This window comes from Pseudomonas sp. NFIX28 (assembly GCF_900107395.1).
Classification (GTDB): Bacteria; Pseudomonadota; Gammaproteobacteria; order Pseudomonadales; family Pseudomonadaceae; genus Aquipseudomonas.
The window spans coordinates 193078-209500 of the sequence record NZ_FNPW01000013.1 but is presented as its reverse complement, the minus strand read 5'-3'; the positions used below and the strand labels follow the sequence as shown (position 1 = coordinate 209500).

The 16423-nt window shown below is 63.6% G+C and carries 15 protein-coding genes and 1 tRNA gene; 6 read left to right on the top strand and 10 right to left on the bottom strand.

Features of this window, described 5'->3' with window-relative positions; genetic code table 11:
• Window positions 1-36: 36 nt before the first annotated feature.
• The gene (locus BLV20_RS23310) at window positions 37-555 is read right to left on the bottom strand and encodes an Hcp family type VI secretion system effector (RefSeq protein ID WP_009041653.1); all 519 of its coding nucleotides are present in this window, start codon (window positions 553-555) and stop codon (window positions 37-39) included.
• Between the two features lie 632 nt (window positions 556-1187).
• On the opposite strand from BLV20_RS23310, the gene BLV20_RS23305 reads away from it, so the two are divergent.
• Entirely contained in the window at window positions 1188-1424 is a 237-nt protein-coding gene (locus tag BLV20_RS23305; RefSeq protein ID WP_092304801.1) for a hypothetical protein, read from the top strand.
• Between the two features lie 375 nt (window positions 1425-1799).
• Here the strand turns inward: BLV20_RS23305 and BLV20_RS23300 are convergent.
• A tRNA-Ser gene (locus BLV20_RS23300) sits at window positions 1800-1887 on the bottom strand.
• 122 nt (window positions 1888-2009) lie between these two features.
• Between BLV20_RS23300 and BLV20_RS23295 the strand changes: the two genes are divergently transcribed.
• A complete protein-coding gene (locus BLV20_RS23295) occupies window positions 2010-2681 on the top strand; it encodes a Bax inhibitor-1/YccA family protein (RefSeq protein ID WP_092304800.1) in 672 nt (223 codons plus the stop codon).
• 71 nt (window positions 2682-2752) lie between these two features.
• Here BLV20_RS23295 and BLV20_RS23290 read toward each other — a convergent pair whose 3' ends face one another.
• The 3 genes from BLV20_RS23290 to BLV20_RS23280 all read right to left on the bottom strand — a co-directional run bounded on the left by BLV20_RS23290 (window position 2753) and on the right by BLV20_RS23280 (window position 3994).
• Complete coding sequence (locus BLV20_RS23290; protein ID WP_092304799.1) at window positions 2753-3145, bottom strand: VOC family protein; 393 nt, start codon at window positions 3143-3145, stop codon at window positions 2753-2755.
• Window positions 3146-3157: 12 nt separating this feature from the next.
• The gene (locus BLV20_RS23285; protein ID WP_092304798.1) at window positions 3158-3487 is read right to left on the bottom strand and encodes a YceK/YidQ family lipoprotein; all 330 of its coding nucleotides are present in this window, start codon (window positions 3485-3487) and stop codon (window positions 3158-3160) included.
• A 69-nt stretch (window positions 3488-3556) separates the two neighbouring features.
• On the bottom strand, window positions 3557-3994 hold the full coding sequence (locus BLV20_RS23280) for an Lrp/AsnC family transcriptional regulator (protein ID WP_023964513.1): 438 nt from the start codon (window positions 3992-3994) through the stop codon (window positions 3557-3559).
• A 132-nt stretch (window positions 3995-4126) separates the two neighbouring features.
• Between BLV20_RS23280 and BLV20_RS23275 the strand changes: the two genes are divergently transcribed.
• The gene (locus BLV20_RS23275; RefSeq protein ID WP_092304797.1) at window positions 4127-5023 is read left to right on the top strand and encodes a DMT family transporter; all 897 of its coding nucleotides are present in this window, start codon (window positions 4127-4129) and stop codon (window positions 5021-5023) included.
• A gap of 60 nt (window positions 5024-5083) precedes the next feature.
• Here BLV20_RS23275 and mobA read toward each other — a convergent pair whose 3' ends face one another.
• From mobA to BLV20_RS23250, 5 genes are all read right to left on the bottom strand, one after another.
• Complete coding sequence (mobA, locus tag BLV20_RS23270) at window positions 5084-5674, bottom strand: molybdenum cofactor guanylyltransferase MobA (protein WP_092304806.1); 591 nt, start codon at window positions 5672-5674, stop codon at window positions 5084-5086.
• A gap of 75 nt (window positions 5675-5749) precedes the next feature.
• A complete protein-coding gene (locus tag BLV20_RS23265; RefSeq protein ID WP_092304796.1) occupies window positions 5750-6790 on the bottom strand; it encodes an FUSC family protein in 1041 nt (346 codons plus the stop codon).
• A 61-nt stretch (window positions 6791-6851) separates the two neighbouring features.
• Window positions 6852-8477, bottom strand: coding sequence for an NADP-dependent glyceraldehyde-3-phosphate dehydrogenase (locus BLV20_RS23260; protein ID WP_092304795.1), 1626 nt, complete (start codon window positions 8475-8477; stop codon window positions 6852-6854).
• A 207-nt stretch (window positions 8478-8684) separates the two neighbouring features.
• On the bottom strand, window positions 8685-9722 hold the full coding sequence (locus BLV20_RS23255) for an AraC family transcriptional regulator (protein ID WP_092304794.1): 1038 nt from the start codon (window positions 9720-9722) through the stop codon (window positions 8685-8687).
• A 9-nt stretch (window positions 9723-9731) separates the two neighbouring features.
• Window positions 9732-10646: a GGDEF domain-containing protein gene (locus tag BLV20_RS23250; protein ID WP_092304793.1), complete on the bottom strand. Its 915-nt coding sequence runs from the start codon at window positions 10644-10646 to the stop codon at window positions 9732-9734.
• Between the two features lie 430 nt (window positions 10647-11076).
• Between BLV20_RS23250 and BLV20_RS23245 the strand changes: the two genes are divergently transcribed.
• The 3 genes from BLV20_RS23245 to tolQ all read left to right on the top strand — a co-directional run bounded on the left by BLV20_RS23245 (window position 11077) and on the right by tolQ (window position 16422).
• A complete protein-coding gene (locus BLV20_RS23245) occupies window positions 11077-13611 on the top strand; it encodes a TonB-dependent receptor (protein WP_092304792.1) in 2535 nt (844 codons plus the stop codon).
• Between the two features lie 65 nt (window positions 13612-13676).
• A complete protein-coding gene (locus BLV20_RS23240) occupies window positions 13677-15620 on the top strand; it encodes a phytase (protein ID WP_092304791.1) in 1944 nt (647 codons plus the stop codon).
• A 91-nt stretch (window positions 15621-15711) separates the two neighbouring features.
• Window positions 15712-16422, top strand: coding sequence for a protein TolQ (gene tolQ, locus BLV20_RS23235; RefSeq protein ID WP_092304790.1), 711 nt, complete (start codon window positions 15712-15714; stop codon window positions 16420-16422).
• Window position 16423 lies beyond the last annotated feature (1 nt).

The window sequence follows — 16423 nt, the reverse complement described above, 5'->3', positions numbered from 1 at the left end:
AGAGCTGGCCGATGTTGGTGTAACGGTCGGCCGGACTTAGCCCGCGACCGGGGAACGCCAGTCGTCGGAACCGGAAGTACCGGAGACTTCGTGGGTCCAGGTGATTTTGCGGTAGGTGAAGTGCACGTCTTCCAGGTGGGTGAAGTGCGAGTTCGCTGGGTCCTGGCAGTTGTGCATGTAGTCTTTGATGTCGACGATGATCGCGTCTTCCAGGGTGGTGGTGTAGTAGTGCTCCTGGGTGCCGGCGGCAGAGGTGCGGTACCACTGGATTTCGATCTTGGTCAGACGCTCACCGGAGGTCAGGGCTGCCAGCAGCAGTGGCGAAGCCTTGTCGAAAACCTTGGTGATGACTACGGGTTTGTGTACGCGCTGGCCGGTTGGCTGGCCGGACTGCGGGTCACGCGGGATGATCACTTCGTGCTGGAAGCCCTGAACCATGACCTGGTCTTCGTGGCCTTCCTGGTAGGTGTTGCCAACGGAGTCAGCGGTGAAGGCACCGGCGGTGATCAGGCCTTGTTTGGTGCCGGTGATGGACATATACGCTGGTGTAGCCATGGATGCTCTCCTTGCTAAGAAATAAAGGTGCCCGGTGGGGCGGATCGCCCGGTGGGTGCGCTTAGCGTTATCAAGAGTCGTGCCAAAATTCACTTTGGCTATATAAACCGTGGCTTGTAGCGTTGTTCCTGAACTCTCGTACCTTGCGGGAGGGGAAGGAGCAGAGTGAAAGTGCGCAAGAAGTTGCGCAGTACTGCGCAACTTCTTGCGCACTTGTCTACAGGCCACGGAGTACGTTGGTTGTAGCGAAGTTGAGGGTGAAATGTCGCCGGCGATTGCGCAACTTCTTGCGCATAATGGCATTACGCCTTCGTTGGGTATTCATGCTTCAACCTGCCCCGCAAAACCGGCCCACGACTGTACTGGAAGAGGCGAGTGTCGGCTTCTCATCACCAGCGAATCCGTCGGCGATCACGTGCGGGTTATGGTCAGCTATTCGGTTGGTTAGCTGATGATTTCAGCTTCTACAGTTGGAAACGCGAGGGTAGAGCTACTCCTAAACGTCAGCTTTCGGCCGATTTTGTTGAAAAAGTCGGCGTTCAGATTCAGTCTCGTCTACAGAGCCGATCCATAACGGCCGTTCCATCAGACTTTCGGGCACCATAACGACCTTAAAAAACAGAACCTCGAATATGAATCATGAACTTTGGCAGGAACCTGATGGCTGTCAGACCTTTTGTCTAGCCGGTGCTCAAGGTGATGGTGCGCGTGCGCTTATGCATTCGGAAGCGAAGCTTGTTTGGGAGGTCGAGGCTGAAAGTCATTTCGAAGCGATGACTAAATATTATGCGCATATGCAGTGGGGCGAATACCTGACGGACTTTCCTGAACAAGACAAGACTTCCTACAGAAAACTGGGATGGGAATGACCAGTCAAGAGTCGGATAAAACTGCGGACCCCTCTCTATCTGATAACCACTTGCCATGGTCTGCTTTGGAATGACTAGGGCCGAGAAACCACTCAATGCGGTGAGTAGGTTCTCCGGTGGTGGTCGTGCCTGAGCTCAGGTGAGCTGAAAATCCGACTTTTTCAACAGAATCGGCTGTGGATTCAACCGCTCGACGAAACACCTGAAGACATTTGGGCCGCGAGTAATTTGATTTGAGTAGAACGCACTTGTCAGAAGGGAAGGGTTGCGGAAATGGCTGAAAAGATGCGGAAACGACCCAGAAAGGACGGAATAAAATTGCGGATCCCAGAAACGACAAAGCCCTGAATAATCAGGGCTTTGTCGTACATAAGATGGCGGAGGCGATGGGATTCGAACTCATGGACCTGTTACAGTCGACGGTTTTCAAGACCGTTGCCTTAAACCACTCGGCCACACCTCCGTTTTTGTTGCGGGCGCCATAATACCTGAATGAAACACACTGTCAAACTCTGTACATAGCTTGTTGCAGAGCGTCTGTTATGATCTTTGCCACTGAACGTTTCAACCAACAGGAGTGTCGCCATGCGCGAACAGGATTACGCAGTTAATAACAGCATGCAGGCCGAGCAGCTAGAAGTTAGCCGCGTCCTGCGCAACACCTACGGCCTACTCGCTCTGACTCTGGCCTTCAGCGGCGTGATGGCTTATGTGGCCCAGCAGATGCGGGTCGGTTACCCGAACATTTTCGTGGTGCTGATCGGTTTCTACGGTCTGTTCTTCCTCACCAACAAACTCCGTGATTCGGCCTGGGGCCTGGTGTCGGCGTTTGCCCTGACCGGTTTCATGGGCTTCCTGCTCGGCCCGATCCTCAACCGTTACCTGGGCATGCAGGGCGGCGCTGAAGTGGTCAGCTCGGCCTTTGCGATGACCGCGCTGGTATTCGGTGGCCTGTCGGCCTACGTGCTGATCTCCCGCAAGGACATGAGCTTCCTCGGTGGTTTCATCACCGCCGGTTTCTTCGTCCTGATGGGCGCGGTGCTGGCCAGCCTGTTCTTCCAGATCAGCGGTCTGCAACTGGCGATCAGCGCGGGCTTCGTGCTGTTCTCCTCGGTGTGCATCCTGTACCAGACCAGCGCCATCATTCATGGCGGCGAGCGTAACTACATCATGGCGACCATCAGCCTGTATGTATCGATCTACAACCTGTTCGTCAGCCTGTTGCAGCTGTTCGGCATCATGGGTCGCGACGACTGATTCTTGTAAGCCCTGAAACAAAAAGCCCGCTTCGGCGGGCTTTTTGCTGTCTGCGATCCGGCAACCCAGGGTCAGGCCGGGTCGTGGCAGCACACGCAGAGCTTATTGTCGTCCGGGTCGCGAAAATAGGCGCCGTAATAGTCAGGGTGGTAATGCGGGCGCAGGCCGGGCGGGCCTTCGCAGATGCCGCCGCTAGCCAGGGCCAGGGCATGCGCCTGGTCGACGCTGGCGCGATCGGGGGCGAGCAGGGCGATCATCTGGCCATTGCCGCTGGTTGCCGGCTGGCCATTGAAGGCGGCGCCAATCACCAGCAATGGGCGCGGGGCCTTTTCGCTGACCCAGGCGGCCCAGGGCTTGGCTGGGTCGCAAAAGCGCACCCGCAAACCCAGCGTGTCCATGAGCGGTGCATAGAAACTCCAGGCCCGCTCAAAATCGGTTATGCCGATGTAGACATGAGACAGCATCGCAGCACCTCGCTATTGGACAATGATCAGGCTGCCGTCGCTGTGTTGCCGATAGATCGTGTAGGGCAGCAGCAGGGTGTCGAGCACGCCCGAGACGGCCATATCGAGCAGCATGGCTTGGTTCGAGGCCGGGCCGATATAAGTTGCGCCGTTCTCTGGCTCAGGAGCATGCAAGCTACAGAAATCGTAAGTCACGCCACTGTAGATACGCGGGACGCCACCGCAGTAGGTTTTTCGCTCCTTGAGTTTCTGGCTGGTCACCGCGTCTTCCCTGAAGACGGTATCGATGGTTCCGCAGCCTGAGAGCATTAATGCCGCCAGCAACAGGAAAGAGCTTTTCACGGTGCGGATCCTTCGTCGATGAGGTCCCGAGTCTAGCCAGTTTTTGGGCATCCGGGGCGAGCCCAGGCTTTACGCCATCGGCGGCAACCGCCGTTTCACCGGGCTTTTCTTGACGATCGCGGTATTGGTTTCCGCGCAGCTGTTGAGGTGGTCGAGCAGGCTGTCCAGTTGCTCCATGTCGCGCACATGCAGGCGGGCGATAAAGCAGTCCTCGCCCGTGACCTTGTCGCACTCGGTGAACTCGGGGATGGCCAGGATCTGTCGTTCGACTTCCTGGAGTTTCCCCGGCAGCGGCCGGATACGCACGATGGCCTGCAACTGATAACCGAAGAACCTGGGGTCGACTTCGACGGTATAGGCCTTGAGCACGCCACGCTCTTCCAGGCGGCGCAGGCGTTCGGCGACGCTGGGCGAAGACAGCCCGCTGATCTGCGCCAGGGCCTTGAGCGAGCGGCGCGAGTCTTCCATCAGGGCGCTGATCAGCGCCTGGTCAATCTCGTCGATCATGCTGACCTCATTAGGTAAAACCTGAGAAATACCTTGATAAAAAAGGTGTAACGCAATTTTAGCCTGCCATTGTGTCTTGAGCCGGGCAGGAGCCGATTGTCATACTTTTGGCTCTTGTTGAGGAGAAAGATCATGGACAAATCATTACGCCGCGGCTCACTGGAAATGACTGCCGCCATGCTGATTTCCGGGACCATCGGCTGGTTCGTGCTGGTGTCCGGGCAGCCGGTGCTCGACGTGGTGTTCTGGCGCTGCGTGTTCGGTGCCGCGACCCTGCTGCTGATCTGCGCCGGCTTCGGCTTTCTGCGCCCCGGCATCCTGACGCGCACCACCTTTCTCCTCGCCGTGCTCAGCGGTGTCGCCATCGTCGGCAACTGGGTGCTGCTGTTCGCCTCCTATTCCCGGGCCTCGATCGCCATCGGCACCGCGGTCTACAACGTCCAGCCGTTCATGCTGGTGGGGCTGGCGGCGTTGTTTCTCGGCGAGAAAATCACCGCGCAGAAACTGTTCTGGCTGAGCATTTCCTTTGCCGGAATGCTGGCGATCGTCAGCGCCCATGGCGAGCAAGGGGCAGGGGGCAACGATTATCTGCTGGGCATCGTCCTGGCGCTGGGGGCGGCCCTGCTGTATGCCTTCGCCGCGCTCTTGATCAAGCGCCTGACCGGCACGCCGCCGCACCTGATCGCGCTGATCCAGGTCTGCACCGGGGTGTTGCTGCTGGCGCCCTGGGCCAATCTCTCCGCGCTGCCCACGGCACCGGAGGCCTGGGCCAGCCTGCTGACCCTGGGCATCGTCCACACCGGGGTGATGTACGTGCTGCTGTACGGCGCGATCCAGAAACTGCCGACCGCGCTGACCGGCGCGCTGTCGTTCATCTATCCGATCGCGGCGATCTTCGTCGACTGGTTCGCCTTCGGCCATCGCCTGGAACTGCTGCAATGGATCGGCGTGATCGCCATCCTGCTGGCGGCGGCCGGCATGCAGCAGGGCTGGAGCCTGGGCTTGCGTCGTCGGGTCGTGACGCAATAACGCTCCGGCCCAGGTTGTATGGAGCGCTTGAACGCCCCGGAAGCGCAGCATGCACCGGCGCTACTCGAGCCGCTCGGGGGTATTGAAATTGCTCAGGCGCGGGTCGTCGCTGGCGCAGGCCAATGCCTGTGGCCGGTGCTGCAACAACGCCCGTAACAGGCTGCGCTCGCCCTGGCTCCAGGCGTGCTGCAGGTTCGCCAACAAAGTCTTGGGAATCAGGCTGAACATGGGCTGCCATTGTCCGGCCTGTTGCACCATCACCGGCCTGCCTGGCGCCGTCCGTGCGGCCAGCATGGCCTCGATCAGGGCGGCATCGATTTTAGGCGCGTCGCAGGCCAATACCAGTATCCAGGGGTGACGCGCCACCGCCAGGCCCGCCAAAACGCCGGCCAGCGGGCCGGGGAAATCTTTCTGCGGGTCCTCGACCAGTTGGTCGGCATAAGCGCGATAGCGATTGGCGTTGCGGTTGCAGGAGACGATCAGGTCGTCGCTGAACGGCCGCACCGTCGCCTGGACATGCGCGATCAGCGGCTTGCCCTGCCAGGGCATCAACCCTTTGTCCCGTCCGCCCATGCGCGCGCCGCGGCCGCCGGCAAGCAGCAGTACCGAGCAGGGCGCGGATGAAGCAGTGGCAGGGCGAGTGGCGGTCATGATGTGAGGCGCTGCAGGTTCGGACGATTGCATTGTGGCGCGCTTCATGGCATTGCGCGACGGGTGCCCACGGCCTCAGATCTTCCAGTGCTCCGCGCTTTTCGCCAGGCGCTGGCGCATCTCGTTGAGGTTGGCCAGCAGTTGCCGGGTCAGCAGGCGATAGCCGTCCAAGGCGGTGTAGACCGAGGTGTCGAGGGGCGAGGAGGCCGCGCTATCCAGGGGCCGCCCCAGGCGTCTGGTGGCGCCGGATTGCAGGGCGCGGGCCATGCCCACCAGCTGTATGCGCACCTGCCGGTGTTCGTGTTTCAACACCTGTTGCAGTTGCTCGCGAGCTTGTGGGGCGCTGAGGTCCGGCCGGGTATTGCCGAGGATTTCCAGGGTGCTGAAGCACATGCGCAGGTTGCGCTGGATGGCGTCCAGTTCGGTCATGGAGATCCGCACTTCCTTGGACACCGAGGGCATCAGCGAGCGCAGTTGCAGCAAGGTGCTGTTGAGGCGCCCGAGCAACTTCAGGTGTTCGTCGTCGGTCACCGACTGGCCGCCGATGATGCGTCCGTAAAGGGTGGCGCAGTCGCGCAAGGCGCTGGCCAGGTTGTAGCGCCAGGAGTAGACCGCATACAGCGGAATGGCGAAGGAGAACGCCAGGGCCAGGGCGATACCGATGAGGATATCCACGGTGCGCCACAGGCCATCGCTGACGTGGTTGTCGCCATGGCCGGCGACGATGAACACGGTGATCGCCGCCAGCAGCGCGGTGTAGCCGCCCTTGCCGATGGCGTGATAGGAGAAATACCCGCACACCACCGACATCCCCAGGTAGGTCAGCCAGGACATGCCCAGGTACGCCTGCTGCACCACCAGCACCAGGCCGACGCCCGCGCCGATCAGGGTGCCGATGGCCCGCTCCGCGGCCTTCTTGCCAATATTGCCGTGGTGCTGCAAGCCGCCGATCACCACCAGCATGGTCACCGACGCCCATTCGCCGTGGGGCAGATTGAGGCCGGTGGTCAGCGCGATGGTGGCCAGCAACCCCAGGGCCACGCGCACCGCATGGATCAGCTTGGCGTAGCGGTAGCGCCGATACGGGTCCAGTACCGGGAGCAGGAAGCGGCGCAACAGCGGTGGCAGGCGAAAGGATCGCCAGGGGGTTGGCAGGCCCAGGGGAAGTTCTCCGTTTCTAGAAAATGTAATCGGTGGTCAGGAAGCTCGACTCGCGGTTACGGATGATGTCGCTGATCAGTTCCTTGTTGCTCTCCTGGAACTTGGTGGCCACCAGGGTGCGGATCGAGAAGGTGCGTAACGCGTCATGCACCGACAGCGTGCCTTCGGCGGAGTTCTTGCGCCCGTTGAACGGGTAGGTGTCCGGGCCGCGCTGGCACTGGGCGTTGAGGTTGATGCGCCCGACCTGGTTGGCGAAGGTGTCCACCAGATGCCCGACTTGTGCCGGCTCGGTGCCGAAGATACTCAGCTGCTGGCCGAAGTCCGATTCCAGGACGTAGTCGATCACCGTTTCCAGGTCGCGATACGGCACGATCGGCACCACCGGCCCGAACTGTTCTTCCTGGTACACGCGCATCTGGCTGTTCACCGGGTACAGCACCGCCGGGTAGAAGAACGAGGCCCGCGCTTCGCCACCGCCGGGGTTGACCACCTTGGCGCCCTTGTCGATAGCGTCGGCCACCAAGGCATGCAGGTAGTCGACCTTGCCCGACTCCGGCAGCGGCGTCAGCGCCACCCCAGGCTCCCACGGCATGCCCGGTTTGAGGTTGAGCAGCTTGGCGTTGAATTTTTCGATAAAGGCGTCGACCACGCTTTCATGAACGAAGAGGATCTTCAGCGCGGTGCAGCGTTGGCCGTTGAACGACAGCGAGCCGGTGACCGCCTCGTTGACCGCGTTATCCAGGTCGACTTGCGGCAGCACGATGCCGGGGTTTTTCGCGTCCAGGCCCAGGGCCGCGCGCAGGCGGTGCGGCTTGGGGTGCAGTTTCTTCAGGTCGCTGGCGGCCTTGTTGGTGCCGATGAAGGCGAAGATATCGATCTTGCCGCTGGCCATCAGCGCGCTGACGGTCTCCCGGCCGCTGCCGTAGATCACGTTGATCACCCCGGCCGGGAAGCTGTCGCGGAAGGCTTCCAGCAGCGGGCGGATCAGCAGCACGCCGAACTTGGCCGGCTTGAACACCACGGTGTTGCCCATGATCAGCGCCGGAATCAGGGTGGTGAAGGTCTCGTTCAGCGGGTAGTTGTACGGGCCCATGCACAGGGCCACGCCCAGTGGCACGCGGCGGATCTGGCCGAGGGTGTCCTGCTCCAGCTCGAAGCGGCTGGAACGGCGGTCGAGTTCCTTGAGGGCGTTGATGGTATCGACGATGTAGTCGCAGGTGCGGTCGAACTCTTTTTCCGAGTCCTTGAGGTTCTTGCCGATTTCCCACATCAGCAGCTTGACCACCGCCGAGCGCTGTTCGCGCATGCGCCCGAGGAAGGCTTCGACGTGCTGGATGCGTTCGGCCACGCGCATTGTCGGCCACGCGCCCTGGCCACGGTCGTAGGCGCGCACGGCGGCGTCGAGGGCGGTCAGCGCGGTGTCGGCGTCGAGCAGCGGGGTGCTGCCGAGAATCACCTGCTCGTCGCCATGGGCGGTGTCCAGGTACACCGGGCTGCGGACCAGGGCCAGGGGCCCGTTCCAGGTCTTCAATTGACCGTCGACCAGGTATTCGCGTTGCTCGACCTGGCCATCCAGGCGGTACTGCTCGGGGATGTCGGCGGCGGTGGGAAACAGCGTGTTCAACAGATGGGCTGGGGTCATGACTCTATTCCGTAATGGCAATGGGCAATGCACCGGCGGGCTGGAGAGCGCGCCGGCGCTGACGGGCGAGACAGGTCGTTTCAGGTGTCTCGGGTCTTAAGCAAAAAGCTCGGCCAAAATGGCGGAAAGTCGTGCAGCAGAGGTGTGATGGTGTGGTTCTTTGGGCCAAGAGTAGCCGCTTTTTCCCTTGGAAAAACAGCCTTTGTTTCAACCGCTGCTGAACAATTGGCGGATCAGGTTGGGCGTGCTGCCGGTCCAGCGCTTGAACGAGCGGCGGAAATTAGCCGCGTCGTTGAAGCTCAGGTACTCGGCGACTTCCTCGTTGCTCAGGCCCTTGATCCGGTACAGGTACAGCGCCACGTGCTTGCGCACCAGGTCCGCCTGCTGCTGGAAGCCGCTGTCGTGCTTGTGCAGTTTGCGCTTGAGGGTGGCCGCGCTCATGGCGAAGGCCTGGGCCGTCTGTTCCAGGCTCGGCGCCTGGCGCACATGGTCTTGCAGGTAGCGGTAGACGCAGTCGAGGAAGCTCGAGGCAAACCCCAGTTGCTCGACCTGGCCCAGGGCTTCCTGGCGCGCCACCTGGCCGGCGGTGGCCGAAGCGTTGGGCCAGGGCTGGGCGAGGTATTCACGGGGGATGCGCATCAGGTCCATGGGCCGCTTGAACCGGGTGTGCTCGCCCAGGTGCACCCAGTACTGCTCGACATAGCGTGGCTCGGCATGGCTGAAGCTGCATTCCCAGGGCAGGCGCTGGCCGCTCAGCCATTGGCTCATGGCCACCAGCGAGGTCATGCTGGCCTCCAGCAGGAAGCGCCATTGTTCGCCGGCGCCGCAGCTGTCCAGCCAATAGAAATAGGCGTATTGGTCGTCCAGTAGCAGGCGCGGGCTGGCCAGCGGGCTGAGCAGCGCCTGTTGCTGCACCAGGGTGTCGAGGGCCTGGTGCAGGTTCTGCGCGTGGCGCAGGGCATGGCTGGCGGCGCCGTAATGCCCGGGCAGCAGGCGCTGGCCGAACAGGAAGCTGCTGTCGTCGGCGTCCAGCAGGCGCCGGCTGTTGCCGATCAGGCCGAGAAACTGTTGCGGGCTGAGGCGGGTCTGGCCGGCCAGGATGTCTTCATGGAACAACCCGGTGCCACGCAGCAGGCGATGGCTGTCGATGTCCCGCGACAGCGCCAGGTCGATCAGGCTCGCCGGCTGGTAATGCCCGGGGATGAAGCGGCTGTCGTTTTCGTACCAGCTGGTTTTCAGGGTCATGGCCGGGCCTCAGGCGCTTTTCGCCAGCGGCTGCTTGGCCCGGGCCAGGGCCAGGTTGAGGCGCTTGAGCAGTTCTTCCGGCGTCTCGTTGAGGGCCATCACCACCGCGGTGCAGGCTGACAGCTGCAAGCGTTCGCCGTGTTGGCGGCTCTTGTGCGCCAGGCTGCGGACCGCCTGTTGCAGCTCCTGGGCCAGCAGCCGCGCCTGGCTCTCGCCGGTGTTGGGCAGCAGCACCACGAAACGGTCGCCGGCCAGGCGGCAGAGCAGGTCCTGGCGACGCAGGTTGAGCAGCAGCAAATGGCTCAGCGCCTGCAGCACCGCGTCGCCCTCGGCATGGCCGAAGTCCTGGTTGATCGCGGCGAAGTTGTCCAGGTCCAGGGCCAGCAGCGACAGCGGCTGCTGCTGGCGCTGGCTGTCCTGCAGGCTGTCGGCCAGCTGGCGCTTGAGATAGTCGGCGCCGCCCAGCGGGGTGAGTTTGTCGAACAGCCGGTGCTCGCGGAACAGCCGTTCGCGTTTTTCCATCTGCGCGCTGATCGCCAGCTGCTCGCGGTGCCAGTGGTAGATGCCGATGGTCAGCAGGACCATGCCCACCGGCATCGGCGCGGATTCCAGCCAATGGTCCCAGGCGATGCTCTCGGGCAGGCGGATGAACTCGTCGAGGCTATCGATCCACCAGGAGAAAAAGATGCAGCTCAGGCCCAGCGCCAGGTAGTTGGTGACCCGTCCCGCCGGGCGGCTTTTCAGTACCAGGCCGAGCCAGATCAGGGCCAGCAGCGCGGTGCCGCCTTCACCGATTATGTCCAGCCAGACCCATTCGCCGACCGCCTTCAACTCGCCGCAGGCCAGGTGCAGGAGCAGGCCGAGGTTGGCCGCCAGCAGCAGGCTGGCGAGTTTCCAACGGTGGGGTTTGAGCACTGAGAACATGGCCGCGATCCTTTGGCGAAGAAGCAATGCGCGCCAGCACAGCAGATGTTTGTGACAGCCGGGTGACGGCGGCGAAGCGGGTGGGGGAGGTCGAATCAGCTCATCGTGACGGTGTGTTTTTTTGCGATCTGGTTGCGGTGTGGCCGCTGACGTCTTCGCGGGCAAGCCTCGCTCCTACGAGGCGTAGTGTGGCCGCTGCGTTACGCGGCGTAGGAGCGAGGCTTGCCCGCGAAAGCGTCAGACCAGTCACCGCCAACCCTCGGGAAAAGGTCATTTCAGCTCACTTTGCCCCGCGGACCCGGGCAAAACCCCGATCCAAGTGCCTCCCCACCAACCCCTGTCACAGAACCGTCATTCGCCGACCCTAGCTTGCCCTCCCAGTTGCCGGGCCCCTTGCCTGGCGTCACCGGACTCTTGGGGGAGGACCATCATGTACAAGCGCAGCAGCACCGCCGGCCTGCTCGGCTTCACGCTCACCGCCCTGGCCATGGCGATCGCCAGCGAACGCCTGAGCGCCGCCGAAGCCGGCGCGGCGAAAAACACCGAACACGTGGAGGTGGTCGGCCAGGCCGCGAGCATCGACCAGGCGCTCAAGGAACAGCGCAGCGCCGACAGCATCAAGAGCGTGGTGCATGCCGACGGCGTGGCCCAGTTGCCGGACGAGAACGTCGCCGAAGCGGCGCAGCGCCTGCCGGGCATCAGCGTCGAGCGCGACCAGGGCGAAGGGCGTTTCGTCAGCGTGCGCGGCCTGGGCCCGGACCTCAACAGCGTGACCATCAACGGCACCCTGGTGCCGGCCCCGGAAAGCGAACGCCGCGCCGTGGCCCTGGACGTACTGCCCTCGGAGCTGGTGCAGTCGCTGTCGGTGATCAAGACCCTGACCCCGGACATGGATGCCAACTCCCTGGGCGGCACCGTCGATGTGCAGAGCCTCTCGGCCTTCGACCACAAGGGCCTGTTCTATACCGGCAGCACGGAAGCCAGCTACGACCAGAACAGCCACCAGGCCAGCCCGAAATTCTCTGGCGCCATCAGCGACCGCTTCAGCCTCGGCGACGGCATCGACAACTTCGGTGTGGCCGCGGCCCTGAGCTGGCAGAAGCGCGACTTCGGTTCGGACAACGTCGAGACCGGGGGCGCCTGGGACTTCGAGCAGGGCGCACGCTTGCAGGAATTCGAACAGCGCGACTACGACATCAGCCGCGAACGCGCCGGCGGCGGCCTGAATTTCGACTACAAGCCGGACGACCTCAGCAGCTACTACCTGCGCACCCTGTACAGCCGCTACAAGGACAGCGAGACACGCAACGCCGCCAGCCTGGAATTCGCCGAGCCCCAGGCGGCCGGCGAGCTGGGCGACGCCGAAGGCCAGCGCAAGCTCAAGCAGCGCGAGGAAACCCAGGAGATCCAGTCCTATGTGTTCGGCGGCGAACGCATGTTCGGCCTCTGGACCCTCAGCGGCCAGGCCGGCTACAGCCGCTCCAGCGAGGACAGCCCGGGGCATATCGCCAACGCGGTGTTCGAAGGCAACGACGACTTCGCCGACAGCGGTTTCTACGACACCGAAAAGCCACGGCCGATCGTCGGCCAGGGTTTCTACAACCCGTCGAATTTCAGCCTGGACAAGGTCGAGTGGGAAAAGCAGCGCACCACCGACACCGAGAAAAACCTGCGCCTGGACCTGGCCCGCGACTACGACCTCAGCGGTTACGCGTCCCAGGTCAAATTCGGCGGCAAGGTCAGCCGGCGCAACAAGGACAACGACCTCGACGCCTGGGTCTATGAAGACTTCGACGACCTGGGCTTCAGCGACGAGCAGCTCAACCTCGAGCGCTTTCGCAAAGGCAACGTCGACTACCGCCTCGGCCGCTTCGGCCCGGGGATCAGCGGCAGCTCGATCAAGCAGTTGATCGGCGGCCTGGACCGCGACGCGTTTTTCGACGAAACCGAATCGCGGGTCAACGACTTCAAGATCAGCGAAGACATCAACGCCGGCTACCTGATGAACACCCTCGATATCGACGACTGGCGCTTTATCGCCGGCCTGCGCTACGAAGGCACCGAATTCGAAGCCAAGGGCACCGGCGCCACCGACGGCGAATTCCAGTCCACCGCGACCAAGCGCCGCTACCACCACTGGCTGCCGGGCCTGCACGCGCGCTACCAGCTGGACAAGAACACCCAGGTGCGAGCGGCCTGGACCAAGGCGGTGGTGCGCCCGACCTTTGGCCAACTGGCGCCGGGCTTTGTCATCGACGATGACGAAGCCACCTTCGGCAACCCCGACCTCAAGCCGCTGGAGTCGAGCAACCTGGACCTTGGCATCGAGCATTTCATGGGCCGCGCCGGCACCGTCTCGGCCTTCGTGTTCTACAAGGACATCAAGAACTTCGTCTACAACACCGACCTGGCCGGTACCGGCGCCTGGACCGACTTTGCCGAGGCGCACACCTTCGCCAACGGCGACAGCGCCAAGCTGTACGGCCTGGAACTGGCCTACTCGCAGAAATTCGACTGGCTGCCGGCGCCGTGGAACGGCCTGCTGCTGGGGGCCAACGCCACCTTCAGCCGCTCCGATGCCGAGATCAAGGGCTTCGACGCCGCCAGCGGGGTCAACCGCAAGCGCAGCATCGACCTGCCGAACCAGTCGGACACGGTCGGCAACCTGATGCTCGGTTGGGAAAACGACAAGCTCAGCCTGCGCCTGTCGGCCAACTACAAGTCGGATTACCTCTACGAGCTGGCCTCGATCAACGACAAGGCCCACGACCTGCACGTCGATGCCCAGACCTTCGTCGATTTCAGCGCCCGCTACGCGCTGACCAAGAGCCTGCAGCTCAGCTTCGAGGCGCAGAACCTCACCGACGAGCCGTATTTCGTCTACACCGGCCACCGCTCCTACAACGGCCAGTACGAAGAGTACGGCCCGACCTACAAGCTCGGCCTGACCTTTACCCACTTCTGAGCCCGAGGCGGCAACGCCCCGGTGCCGCCGCCGTGCCGAACGAACAATAAGGACCTGATCTTTTCATGAGCATTTCGTTGTCACCCGCGCGCTGCCTGCTGGCCGCGCTGATCTGCCTGGGCGCCGGTGCGGCCGTCGCCGGCGCCGCGTCGACGCCCAGCGCGCCGAGCCTGACCCTCAAACCCTGGCTGCCCAAGCAGGACCTGGCCATCGACGCCATCGGCTTCGTGCCGGGCGGCAGCGGGCGCCTGGCTGCCAGTGAGCGCGATGGCCTGTTGCTGCTCGATGCCCAGGGCCAGGAACTGGCGCGCCTGCCAGGTTCCTTCAATGGCCTGGACAGCCGCGCCGCCGGCCAGCAGGTGCTGGTCGCCACGCTCGATAGCCAGCGCCAGCAGGCGCTGCTGGTCAGCCTCGATCCGCAGCGGCGCCAATGGAGCCAGCCGCTGTACCTGCCGGCGCGGGACTTCCCGGTCGACGGCCTGTGCCTGTATCGCGACGAGGCCAGCCACCTGTTTCTGTTCCTGGTGGGCGAGGAGGGCAAGGGCGAGCAATGGCTGGTGGGCACCGGCGCCCAGCTGAGCGCCACGGCGCAGCGGGTGCGCGGCGTGCCGCTGCCGCCGGCGGCGCAGTTCTGCCAGGTGGACGATGGCGCCAATCAATTGCTGGTCAATGAAGAGAACGTCGGCTGGTGGGCCTACCCGGCGCACCCCGAGGCGCAGGTCGAACGGCGGCCGGTGGCCATGCGCGTGCCCTTCGGCGAGGTGGCCAAGGCCGCCGGCGCCATGGCCCTGGTGCCGGGCGGCGTGCTGGCGCTCGACCCCAAGGCGGCGCGGCTGCACCTTTATCAGCAGGGCGATCAACAGCAGGACGAAGGCTGGTCGCCCAGGGCCAACCTGAGCTTGCCGGGTCTGAAAGAGCCGGAAAGCCTCGCCGTGCAGGCCGGCGCCAAGGGCCTGCAAGTGCTGCTGCGCGACGATGACGACGGGCAGATCTACCAGGGCCGGCTGGATTGGCAAGCCACGCCGGTGCCGCTGGCGCCGGTGCTGCCGAATGTGCCGGCCCTGAGCCAGAGCGAGCCGGTGGGGCGCCAGGGCGACGCGGCGGACGACCCGGCGATCTGGATTCATCCGCGCCAGCCGGAGCTGAGCCGGGTGCTGGGCACCAACAAGAAGCAGGGGCTGCTGGCCTACGACCTGCAAGGCAAGTTGCTCCAGGAGTTGCCGGTGGGGCGGTTGAACAACGTCGACCTGCGGCCGAACTTCAAGCTGGGCACCCAGGTGGTCGATCTGGCGGTGGCGAGCAACCGCGACCACAACAGCCTCAGCCTGTTCAGCATCGATCGCGCCAGCGGCGAGCTGCGCGAAGCCGGGGAGATCCCCACGCCGCTCAAGGAAATCTATGGCATCTGCCTGTTCCAGCCGGCCAGCGGCGAGCTGTATGCCTTCGCCAACGGCAAGGACGGCCGCTTCCTGCAATACCGCCTGAGCGCCGCCGATGGCCGGGTCCAGGGCGAGCTGGTGCGCCAGTTCAAGGTCGACAGCCAGCCGGAAGGCTGTGTCGCCGACGACCAGCGCCAGCGCCTGTTCCTCGGCGAAGAGGACGTCGGCGTGTGGGCGGTGGACGCTCGCGCCGATCAGCCGGCCAACCTGAGTAGCGTGATCAAGGTCGGCCCGCAACTGCATGCCGACGTCGAGGGCCTGGCGCTGTACCAGAGCGCGACCCATGACTACCTGGTGATTTCCAGCCAGGGCAACGACAGCTATGTGCTGCTCGATGCCGAGCCGCCGTTCGCTTCCCGCGGGGCCTTCCGCGTTGGCCTGAATGCCGCCGCCGGCATCGACGGGGCGTCGGAAACCGATGGCCTGGAAGTCACTTCGGCCAACCTCGGCGGGCCCTGGAGCCAGGGCTTGCTGGTGGTCCAGGACGGGCGCAAGCGCATGCCCGAGCAGACCCAGAACTTCAAGTTCGTGCCCTGGGCCGAGGTGGCCAGGGCGCTGCAGTTGCCCTGAGCTGTCATTAACCGTTCATCGACATGTCATCGAATAGCCCCGGGGCCGCCGTGCAGCGACGGCCCGGGCGCACAGGCAAAGGAGTTTCACCATGCAGGCAACACTGGAACACATGACCATCTGGGGGCTGATCAGCGATGCCAGCCTGTTGGTCAAGGCGGTCATGCTCACCCTGTTGCTGGCGTCGTTGCTCAGCTGGTACCTGATCATCCAGCGCAGCAGCGTGCTCAAGCGCACCGAACGCCAGCTCGACGCCTTCGTCCAGCGTTTTCGCGGCAGCGCCGAACTCACCCCGCTGTACCGCGAAAGCTTGCAGCAGGCGGATCGCGAAGGCGGGGTCGCGCCGATCTTCCAGGCCGGTTTCCAGGCCTTCAGCCAGCTGCGCCAACACGGTGGCAACCCGGCCGAGGTGGTGCTCGAAGGGGTCGAGCGTTCGCTGTACGTGGCCATCAGCGAGCAGGAAGTGCGCCTGGAAAAAGGCTTGCAGTTCCTCGCCACGGTCGGTTCGGTGAGCCCCTATATCGGCCTGTTCGGCACCGTGTGGGGGATCATGAACTCCTTCCTCGGCCTGTCCCAGGTACAGCAGGCGACCCTGTCCACCGTGGCCCCGGGCATCGCCGAAGCGCTGATCGCCACCGCCATCGGCCTGTTCGCGGCGATCCCCGCGGTGATCGCCTACAACCGTTTCGCCGCCCGTGGCCAAACCCTGCTGACCCGCTACTACGCCTTCGGCAACGAACTGCAGGCGCGCCTGCATCGCCAGTTGCACGGCGCGTCGTCGAACCTGGCCGTCGCGGCCTGAG